Here is a 10,324-nt window from a genome sequence, read left to right as displayed (position 1 = left end):
TTTCCAAATGCCCAAGCATCATATCCCATTGTATTCATCGCTACCATCATTGGAGATTGTGGCTTATCATTGAATAATTCTACTGAGTTTCCTTGAATTGTGTCCCCGGCATCTAATAATATGGTATTCGGATTTTCTTGACGTACTTTCTTTATAACCGTATAAAGCTGCGTTAAACTTCCACTCATATTTGCACCATCAAGTGCATAATCCCAAGGCATAAATCTACCATGAATATCTGCAGTACCCAATAATGTAATATTAACATCAGATTCCTCAGCTTTAGAGATACCTGGTTTGACTGTTACTGCTGTTACAAGAAACATAAGAATTACAAAATAACATACATAGTTCTTCCATTTCATTTTTTGCATAATAACAATATTTCTCCCCTTTTTGTACTGCCATAAAGTTGCTTGAACCTTAAAAATGTAACTTATTATTTGGAAAACTTCAACTACAAAAGAGAATTTTTTGAGTGGTTCTGGTGCAAAAATAAAATAAAAGAGAATAAAGTACATATATCCCTGACAGAATTGTATTTTATTTCTCTCATGAGATTTAGCTTATGATGCTAATTCAACTGTACTTAGAGTTTCTTTCCTAGTGGATATCCTCCCTTTACACAATCTAATGAACAAACAGCCTTAGACCTTTCCTTAATTAACTATAATCAAATGAATTACGTCAGCCATTCATTCTTATCAAAAAACAATAGAACAGGAGTATGAATTATACATTCATACTCCTGTTCTATTGTTTTTGGTACATATATACTTATTTTCACTTAGTGAATTTTATATTGACCAGATATTTGTTCTTGCGCCATACGAACTAAGCGCTTTGTAATTTCTCCACCTACTGAACCATTTGCTCGTGCTGTCGAATCTGGCCCAAGTGTAACGCCAAACTCCTGAGCAATTTCATATTTCATTTGCTCAATAGCGCTTGCTGCGGCTGCTATCAAAATTTCGTTTGAATTATTATTTTCGCGAATTTGCATTTCTTACACACCTCCATGATTTATGGTAATATCATGCTCTACTTCCAGTAAAATATGCAAAAAATTATTCCGTTAGCTGTATAATTCAAATACCAAAACCTCATTACCTCTATTTAAAATGAAATACTTTTTAACCCTTAAAACAAAAAGAACTTGTAGGAATCTCTACAAGTTCTTTTTAGTTTCAGGTGAATATACGAGACAAACTATCTTACAGATTCATCATAGAAACTACAGGGGTAATGCTTTGACAAATATATTATATAACAAATATTAACAGTCATAAATTTAAATTTTGAAAATTATGTGAATTAAGAACGGAATTAGCTTTTTTCTTAACTATTATTAATTTCGTTTACTACTAACTTCTTTTTCCTTAAATAAACTGCTCGATCCGATTTTTTTGCAACTTCTTGTGAATGCGTAACTACAATTACACATTTATCCTCTTGATGAGCTAGCTCCTGAAACAACTCAATAATTTCATTTGCTGTTTCTCCATCAAGGTTTCCTGTTGGTTCATCAGCAATCAATAAATCGACATTGCAAGATAGTGCTCGAGCAATTGCTACACGTTGTTGTTGTCCACCACTTAGTTGCAAGACATTTCGTTTCGCTTCTACTTCTGTGAGTCCTACCTTCTCTAATAATTCTAATGCTCTTGCTTTTTTATTTTGTACCTTCACACCTGTAATTTCCATTGCCGTTAGTACATTCTGAAGAGCGGTCATATAGGTAATCAAATTATAAGATTGGAAAATTACGGATACATTTTGATTACGGTATCGATCCAAACCAATTTTTCGAATATCCTTGCCATTATATAGTACATAACCGTTTTTAGGTATGTCCAGCCCACAACCTAAGCTAAGAGTTGTGGTTTTGCCAGATCCAGAGGGCCCTAAAATCGTGTAAAAATGCCCTTTTTGAAAAGAAAAATTAACATTATCTAGTATCGTTACTTTTTTCCCGTTACTTTCATAATAATAATCTAGGTTTTTAAATTGTAAAATCGTCTCCATATCGAGCCTCCTTATTCATCTTTTAAAAGAATTTGTTTTGGATTTAAGCGTAGAATAGATAATGCTGGAAGAAGCGTTGCTAATATAGCAATAGCTAGTCCAATTCCCCCCATTTTTCCTACATCTTCTCCCGTTACACTTACATCAATTTTATCAATTGGATCTTCGTTTTGGTTTTGTGGAGTACCACCAGCTCCAACCATCATTACACTACCATTTTGTGAATTGTCTTTTTCTTCGCTTGCTGTAGCAATTTCACTCGAAAGTAAGTTATTCCCTACGAATTGAGAAACTTTAGCTCCTGTTGTTAGGGATAATCCTAACGCTAAAATAGCAATACATACTACTTCTACTACGAACTGCGCCATCAGTTTCCATTTTTTCTCTCCAATGGACAATAAAATCCCCATTTCCTTACGACGTGCTTTAATCGATAACATAATGATTAATCCTAAGATAATCGCACCTGCAATAGATACCATATAGATAATCATTTGAGACGTAGAAGCGATATTTTCGATAGGGCCAATCATTTGTTTGTACAATGAATCTTGTGCATCTAGCTTAAAATAATTAAAATCAATATCAGATTTTTTTGCTTCTTCTTTAAATGCATCAATGTCTTGTGGATCGTTCAATAAGTACACAACTTGAATACTACTACTCATACCTTCATCTGTTTCTAATTTTTTCAAAGTAGAGTAAGGCATATATAGTTTATTAGCTGGATTCATCATAGGAGGGGGATTTTGACCCATTGGTTGCTCATTCGTTTCGTAAATACCGATAATTTCAACTTCAAGAGTTTCCTTCTTATCCCCTGATTGAACTTTAACTTTATCTCCTACTTTCAAATTGTTTTGTTCCGCTAATCGTTTTTCCATTAAAGCTACATTCTGATTTTGCATCTGTTCTGTAATTGGTTTTCCATCAACGATTTTACTTTTTCCATTTTTAAAACTTTCTTGTAATAAAGTCTTGCGAACTCCTTCTATTATAAGAGAAGAATTCATATCTATTTCTGAACCTGAACCTGATCCTCCCACCATTGCAACGTTACCTTTTCCTTTTCCTTCTCCTTCTGAAGCTCCTACTAACTTAAACCCATCCGCAATTCCGAAATTATTGGTTATATAATTATAGTCTTTTACATGCTTGGACTTCGCTAATTTGTCTGCTTCTTTTGTGCTGAGCTTCGGCGGCTTAGGCATCTCGCCAGTTTCCCTAGCTTGTTGACCTAATTTGTCAAAATCAAGACCTAAAGTGACATCTGCACCTAGTTTTTTTCTTGCTGCATCAGCAGCTTTTTTTGATGCATTTTGGATTGTGAATCCTGCCAGCACCAAATTTGTAACAATCAGGAAGACTGCCATCAAAATTAATGATGTTCCTATTCTTTTTTTCATACTGAGAATTGCGCGTTTTATAAAATTCATTTTTCCTAACCTCCTTGATAGCTATTATTCTATATACGCTATCTAGAGTTTGTATGGAGTTACTCAGTAGTTTATCTAGAGATATATGGAGTTTATGTGTACTTATTCATTGACCTTAGCAAGAAAAACTGGAACACAAATTAGAATACGCAATCGATTTTGAATATTGGTAGAGAGCCAGTCCATTAATGTGGAGTGAGGACGAATGGAATGATCGTACATATAAAAACTAGTAAAATAGAAAAAACCACCGAAAGGTGGCTGTTACGCTGCACGTGTTTGATCCATTAATTTCACGGTTTTTGTTAGTTTTTCACCATTTCGATAAACGGTTACTTTAATTGTATCCCCAAATTTTTTCTTTTCATATAAATATTTACGGAATTGAACGACATTTTCTATTTTTTGTTCATCCAATGCAATCACAACATCATACTGTTGTAAAAAAATAACCTGTTTTTTTATAGGATTCATTCCTATTGTTTTCTGTTTGATTTGTACCAGCGTGTCCCATTGTGAACATTCCTTTCACCTTTTATTTCACTTGAATATTTTAATTTTCATATTTGAATTACGATGTATGGATGTGATATTTAGGACTCACCATTTCCCAAAAATAAAACGGTATCTTTAGGCATGGTTTAGACATAAATTAACTGTTTTTCTCATAGAGGGAATTGTATAATTTAATTTTCATATAACTGCATATAAGTTTTTTAAAATAATTTTGAACAAATCTCTAAAAAAAGAGCCTATTCGGCTCTCATCAAATCAATTATTCAATGTACATAGCATGTTATACGGGTGTTTGCACAAAGCAGCAAGAAGGAATCATAACCTCAATTAGGTTCTTTACTCTTTTTTGAGACTCCCACGGCTAAAGCCGCAAGCCCTACACCTAACGGTGTGACGGGTGGGATTCTTGAATGACTAAACGTTCGCAGTCCATTTCTGTTTTGAACAGCCTTCTAGATGAGGGCATCTCATTGCCCCTCCTAAGACAGTGCATATAGCATCTTAGGCTGATTGACTATTACCATCAATCACAGGTGCATATCGAATATTCATAGCACCGACTAAATCACGATGCTTTTCAAATCCGCACTTACACTTGTATTTTCTGTCTTGTGCCTTGTTCTTTTTAGAACAGTTTGGACATGTTTGACTTGTGTATGCAGGATTTACATACTCAACTTTAATACCTTCTAAATTCGCTTTGTATTCAATGAATTGAGATAGACGATAAAATGACCAAGTATGCAAATTCTTTTCGTTTTTACGACTTGTTCTTGTCGTCTGTCTAATGTTCGCCAATTGTTCTAAGCGAATGACAAAAATCTTATTTTCTTTAGCAAAATTTACAATTGCACGACTTATTTTATGGTCTTGGTCTTTCATATATCGCTGTTCTTTATCATCAAAATTACGAATCGCATTCAATTTCTTCGATTCACCCAATTTCTTACGTTTTGATTTAAACATACGTCTGACATATTTGTTTTGTCTGCCACTACCAAAGAATCGAGTTTTTTCATCATCCGTCACTGCCACAGCAGGAACTTTCAACCCTAAGTCTACACCCATAATTTTTGTTCCTATTTTTTCAGCGGTAGGAATGGTGACAGAAATTTGGGCAATCCATTTGTTTGATTTTTTCGTGATGCGAAGCGTGCCCAATTTGTGTTTTAACAAATCAAAATTACGGTTGTGTTTATCAATCAATAAGGCACGAACAGACACTTTCTTTGTTTTGCCATCTATCATTAAAGGTAGACGGATATAGGTGAAATCAAACGAATAGTTTTGATTGTTCCACACACAAATGGGTTTCTTTAATACTGGTATTATTTTATATTTTGCCTTCTTTACTTTTTGAAACACACTCTTAGCGTCTTTGATAGTTTGATTTTTTACTGCACTTGGAAGGTTTACAGGAACATCTTTTGTAGTCTTTTTAGTTGTTTTCTTTTCGGCAACCATTTCAGATACAAGTGCGTTGATTGTAGAGATATATTCTTTTCCCATAGCATTTAAGATGGAAGCCTGTTCTTTTGTAGGAAGTAGCTTGATTTTTACTGTTACAGCTTGGTACATTTTTCTTCACCTAAATCCTTAAGAAATCTGGCTCTTTTAAGACTTTTGTATTCGTCTAAAGTTATATCTCTCACAATTGACCACGAACCAAGCCACATCATTTCTCTGATATAACCATTCGGAATTTTAATTTGGGAAGTATCACAAGTATTTCTCTCACACAGAACAAACAAGGCTTTATTGTAGTCATCTTTATATTCTCTGTTAAATTTATGGTCTTTCATAAATTGTTCAAATCCGCAATTACTACATTTAATTTGCACCTTTCTCAGCCCCTTGTCTTTTGTTGTTCCACATATCGTTTAATAGTCGCACTCGATACATTTCCTGCGGTAGATACAAAATAGCTACGTGTCCATAAACTCGGCAAATGTTTAAGGTGAGGAAATTCCTCTCTCAATTTTTTTGAAGTCACTCCTTTGATTTTTGCCATAATATCAGCAGGACTAAATGTTGGCAGTGTGTTTAAAAACATATGTGTATGGTCTTTGTCACACTCTAAAGCGACAATGACAATTTCTAATTCGTCGCATATTTCTTGTACCAACTCTTTAAAGCGCTCTTCTACATCTGTACTAAGGAATATTTTCCTCCTATATCGAGGACAAAACACAAAATGATAGTTAACTAAGGATACGGTTGTATTTGTTCTTCTATATTCATTCATATATCAAATGTATCAGTTTTTATAACGAACTGCAACAGGAAAGTATACAAAAATGAGAAAACACTTTTGTATACTTAAAGTACCACGAACCTAACGGTTTTCAGTGGTACTCCGCATCCAACCTCACTATCATCCCACCCCTAAAGGGGGTTGCTATCGCACCGTAGTGGGCTTTAACGTTCGGAAAATCTGTAATAAACTTAGAGCCGAACGTTCTCGTGAGAATGGATGGTAATAGGTTTGCGTGTAAATAAGAAGGAAGGGATAAAAATTGATAGATTGTGTAAGTCGTCAACATCATGTATCATTCCTTTCTATTTAATACATGTAGCATACAAACTTAATCTGTATTCTACATGGAGCTAATCTAGAGTTATAGTAAAGATTTTCAGTACCTAGTTATTGAATGCAAAAAAAAAGAATCAATTTGATCCTCTCTATTTTTGTTCACTAGACTTATATAGTTTTCTTTTATTTACACTTGTATATTTATTTAAGCACGGCGCTAATTTCAATTTTTGTTTTTTCTCTTTTATGCGACCATTATTCGAATGAGTGGCCATCCACAGTTGTACATCTAATAAAGAAAGAATGATGTTTGCTTCCAGTGACATCTTGATTACCTCCCTCTGTCTTGTTATGTATATAACCTATCTCATTCATCTGGAGCTGATTTGAAATACATGTAGTTTTCTTGTGAAGTTTTTATCGTGTTTCTAATACGTCTCCACATCAACTCCAGACTGGAAGGTTATAATGACTACAAGAGGTGATATTATGAAGAACTATCACATTTTGGTGGTAGAAGATGATCAAGAAATACAAGAATTAATCAAACAATTTTTAATGACACAACAGTATAAGGTTATAGTTGCATCAGATGGATTAGAGGGCATGAAACAATTTAATAAGCAGTCCTTCGATTTAATTCTTCTAGATGTGATGATGCCAAACCTGAATGGATTTGAAGTTGCCAAAATGATTCGAAGTCAGTCAAATATACCAATTATTATGCTAACTGCGCTAGAAGAAGAACAAGATCAAATGAAAGGATTTGATCTTGGAATCGATGATTATATCACGAAACCTTTTTCTTTTCATGTTTTGATGAGACGAGTCGAAGCAGTACTGAGAAGAAGTAATAATCAAAGTACGGATAATCATTTTGTATTTAGAGAACTACATGTCGATGGCGATGCATATAAAGTATATGTAAATAAAGTTGAGGTTCCCCTAACGACAAAAGAATTCGAAATTTTACAACTACTACTTCAAAATGAAAAAAAGGTACTCACAAGAGAAAATATCGTAGAAAAAATTTGGGGATATGAGTATGCAGGAGACACACGAATGATTGATACGCATATGAAAAACATACGAAAAAAATTAGATATACCCTATATTAAAACAGTAAAGGGCATTGGTTATAAAATCGATGAATAGGATTGTAAAAATCATGAAGATGAAGAGAATTACCTATAAACTCTTTATGACTACATCCCTCATTTTGTTAGCCTTTGCAACCCTGATTTATGTAACTTTATACTTCTTTCTCCCTAAATTTTATGAGAAATACAAAACAGATCAGCTTCAAACGGGAATCGAAGAAATAATTGATAAATCTAAAGATCTTACGCTTCAAAATGCAACACCACTTGTTGATGAATACGCACAAAAAAATAATGCAGTGATCTACCTTCAAGATAATGAGGGAACAATTATTTATACTCCTTCTTTTACTTTTCTTCAAAGTACTATTCAAGGGAGTACTATTCAAAGGGGTACTGTTCAGGGGGGTACTCCAGCAAAAGGTTTTGTTACAACAGTACCAATAAAGGGTTTGGCTCAATCTCGTAATTCATATGAGGCTACCAAGCCAATACAATTCCAAGATGTTAACTTAACGCTTGTGGTGTTCGCAACATTTCAACCGATTGATGAAGCTTCACAGGTCTTGGTACGTTTTCTACCCTATATTAGTATCATTGTACTGGTTATTGGTTTAGGAAGTGCTTATCTCTATTCAAAATTTATTACTAAACCACTTATTTATATTAATGAAGGTGCACAAAAGATGGCAAACTTGGATTTCTCCGAAAAAATTGAGGTTCGTTCTATGGATGAATTAGGGGAATTGTCCAATAGCTTGAATGATATGTCCATAAATTTACAACAGGCAATTTTTGATTTACAAAAAGCGAATCATCAATTGAAAAGCGATATTGAAAAAGAAAGAGAAATAGAGGCAAAGCGAAGGGAATTCTTTGCTATTGTAGCACATGAATTAAAAACTCCTCTTACTGTTATGAAAGGTTACTTAGAAGGGATGATATATAATATCGGCCCTTATCAAAATCGTGACCAATATTTAAAGAAAAATCATCAAATAATTGGAAATATGGAACAACTGGTTCGCGAAATTTTAAGCACGTCAAAACTAGAACAACATACCTTTAAACCACAAGTAGAAGAAATAAATCTTTCGAAGTTAATAGGTACAATCACAAAAGACCTCGAATTTTTTGCTTCTCAAAAAGAAATTCAAATAATAAAAGAAGTCGATTCTGACATTTTTGTTTATACAGATTGTGTTCTTTTAGAAAAAGCCTGTAAAAACATCATTCATAATGCGATTATGTATTCACCTCATAACGAAAAAGTCTATATAAAGTTAACCAAGGATTCTAAACAAAACAACATCCAAATGCAAGTCATCAATACAGGTGTCAAAATTAAAGAAGAAGATATACAACATATTTTCAAACCATTTTATCGAGTGGAGAAATCGAGAAATCGAAATACTGGAGGGAGTGGCTTAGGATTATATATTGTAAAACAAATTTTTGAATCCCTTTCTATCACGTATTCTATGAATAATACCAAACAAGGCGTACAATTTTTGGTTACCATTCCATTATCCATCAAGTAAACAACAAAAGAGTCTCGATCTTACTTCATCCTATAGAAATAAGATCGAGATTTTTCATATAGGATACCGTCACATTGATAAATATAATTACCTAAAATATAAGTTATATCCTAATATTTTATTGTTGATATATATTTCATTCTGCAGCTTATTTAGAAGAGTTATGTACATTTCGAAGAAGTTCTTCAATAAGTTTTGTTTTTTCATTCACCTTTGTGGCATATGTGAAATCACCATAACAATATGGATACCTAAAATTATTTTTATTTCCACCACAAGTGTACATCGCTGGATTTTGATCAACTTTCATCTTAGAAAACTTTTTAGCCGAATCTTCCGAGTGTTGTTTAACTTCTTGACTGGCAATAAAATCAATATACCCTGGTCCCATATTATAGCTTTGAATAATTGCATCCATGCTAACATCTTTTTCCGTTCCATATTTGTACATTTTAGCAAAGTGTTTTACCCCTTGTTCAATGCTCAAGCTTGTCTCTTGAATTTCATTTGGCTTTAATCCAAGTGATTCAGATGACTGCATAGGGTCGTTTCCCTCACCTCTACTCTCTTGGTACATAATTCCTAATAAAACTGCTGTTTTCCCTCCTAAATTATATTTTTCTAATTCTTTTTTCAAAGTAGACTCATATTGCAATACACGCTTTTCGGTAGCGAGCGCTTTATTTTGTTGAACATTAGTTTTATGATTAATATATAGTATTCCAAGCATTGTTCCTAAACCTAAAATACTAATAAGGAATAATATAATCATTTGTTTTTTACTCATATCCTTCATATATTTCTCCTCGTATAAGAAATTCAATTTTTCAATGGCGGTTGGTTATTTACAAAATATATAATAATCATCATCTATTTCTCTGCCCCTTTCAGACTCAAATTTATTTCTTTTAGGTTTAAAGTTTAATATAAAAATTTAAAGATAAGATAAAGATAAAATAAAGAAAAGATAAAGTGCATTTTTAGAGCACTTTAAAAAGATATTGGTACAAACGAATATGTGGGACAAGTTGTAGATATGAATGGATATAGTGATAATCGAGAGGTTATCATACAAGTTATTAATTATGGAGATATCATTCTAGAAGAAGATTTACCCTATCTTTTTGATATGCTTTATATAGAAAACTACAAGATAAAATATAAGAAAAAACG

11 protein-coding genes and 2 pseudogenes are annotated in these 10,324 nt (G+C 33.1%); 3 read left to right on the top strand and 10 right to left on the bottom strand.

What is annotated here, in order from left to right; translation table 11 throughout:
• The 9 genes and pseudogenes from JDS82_RS26875 to JDS82_RS26835 all read right to left on the bottom strand — a co-directional run.
• Positions 1 to 374: pseudogene (locus JDS82_RS26875) on the bottom strand (bifunctional metallophosphatase/5'-nucleotidase); the annotation flags it as partial.
• A gap of 413 nt (positions 375 to 787) precedes the next feature.
• Complete coding sequence (locus JDS82_RS26870) at positions 788 to 1,003, bottom strand: alpha/beta-type small acid-soluble spore protein (RefSeq protein WP_085313259.1); 216 nt, start codon at positions 1,001 to 1,003, stop codon at positions 788 to 790.
• 335 nt (positions 1,004 to 1,338) lie between these two features.
• Positions 1,339 to 2,025: an ABC transporter ATP-binding protein gene (locus tag JDS82_RS26865; protein WP_002150937.1), complete on the bottom strand. Its 687-nt coding sequence runs from the start codon at positions 2,023 to 2,025 to the stop codon at positions 1,339 to 1,341.
• A gap of 11 nt (positions 2,026 to 2,036) precedes the next feature.
• On the bottom strand, positions 2,037 to 3,461 hold the full coding sequence (locus JDS82_RS26860) for an ABC transporter permease (protein ID WP_199714215.1): 1,425 nt from the start codon (positions 3,459 to 3,461) through the stop codon (positions 2,037 to 2,039).
• Between the two features lie 264 nt (positions 3,462 to 3,725).
• Positions 3,726 to 3,926, bottom strand: a complete 201-nt coding sequence (locus tag JDS82_RS26855) for a PDZ domain-containing protein (RefSeq protein WP_472926246.1) — start codon at positions 3,924 to 3,926, stop codon at positions 3,726 to 3,728.
• 552 nt (positions 3,927 to 4,478) lie between these two features.
• Positions 4,479 to 5,555: an RNA-guided endonuclease TnpB family protein gene (locus JDS82_RS26850; RefSeq protein ID WP_199714214.1), complete on the bottom strand. Its 1,077-nt coding sequence runs from the start codon at positions 5,553 to 5,555 to the stop codon at positions 4,479 to 4,481.
• Positions 5,540 to 5,818 carry a hypothetical protein gene (locus JDS82_RS26845; protein WP_240522905.1) on the bottom strand — a complete coding sequence of 93 codons (279 nt, stop codon included), beginning with the start codon at positions 5,816 to 5,818 and terminating at the stop codon, positions 5,540 to 5,542. Before JDS82_RS26845 ends, JDS82_RS26850 begins: the two co-directional genes overlap by 16 nt.
• Before the next feature lie 5 nt (positions 5,819 to 5,823).
• Positions 5,824 to 6,222, bottom strand: coding sequence for an IS200/IS605 family transposase (gene tnpA, locus JDS82_RS26840; protein WP_199714213.1), 399 nt, complete (start codon positions 6,220 to 6,222; stop codon positions 5,824 to 5,826).
• 437 nt (positions 6,223 to 6,659) lie between these two features.
• Positions 6,660 to 6,836, bottom strand: coding sequence for a hypothetical protein (locus JDS82_RS26835; protein ID WP_002150942.1), 177 nt, complete (start codon positions 6,834 to 6,836; stop codon positions 6,660 to 6,662).
• Positions 6,837 to 6,999: 163 nt separating this feature from the next.
• Between JDS82_RS26835 and JDS82_RS26830 the strand changes: the two genes are divergently transcribed.
• Positions 7,000 to 7,665 (top strand): response regulator transcription factor, encoded by a 666-nt coding sequence (locus JDS82_RS26830; protein ID WP_002150943.1) that lies wholly within the window; start codon positions 7,000 to 7,002, stop codon positions 7,663 to 7,665.
• A 13-nt stretch (positions 7,666 to 7,678) separates the two neighbouring features.
• On the top strand, positions 7,679 to 9,151 hold the full coding sequence (locus JDS82_RS26825; RefSeq protein ID WP_199714212.1) for a sensor histidine kinase: 1,473 nt from the start codon (positions 7,679 to 7,681) through the stop codon (positions 9,149 to 9,151).
• 148 nt (positions 9,152 to 9,299) lie between these two features.
• Here the strand turns inward: JDS82_RS26825 and JDS82_RS26820 are convergent, their stop codons facing one another.
• On the bottom strand, positions 9,300 to 9,947 hold the full coding sequence (locus JDS82_RS26820) for a lysozyme family protein (RefSeq protein ID WP_199714211.1): 648 nt from the start codon (positions 9,945 to 9,947) through the stop codon (positions 9,300 to 9,302).
• A 219-nt stretch (positions 9,948 to 10,166) separates the two neighbouring features.
• Between JDS82_RS26820 and JDS82_RS26815 the strand changes: the two are divergent.
• Positions 10,167 to 10,289: pseudogene (locus JDS82_RS26815) on the top strand (vancomycin resistance histidine kinase VanS); the annotation flags it as partial.
• Positions 10,290 to 10,324: the final 35 nt, after the last annotated feature.

It is taken from the genome of Bacillus cereus group sp. N14, from assembly GCF_016483555.1.
Lineage (GTDB): Bacteria > Bacillota > Bacilli > Bacillales > Bacillaceae_G > Bacillus_A > Bacillus_A wiedmannii.
Note: the sequence above shows the minus strand (reverse complement) of the source record. Positions and strands in the feature narration are given on the sequence as shown.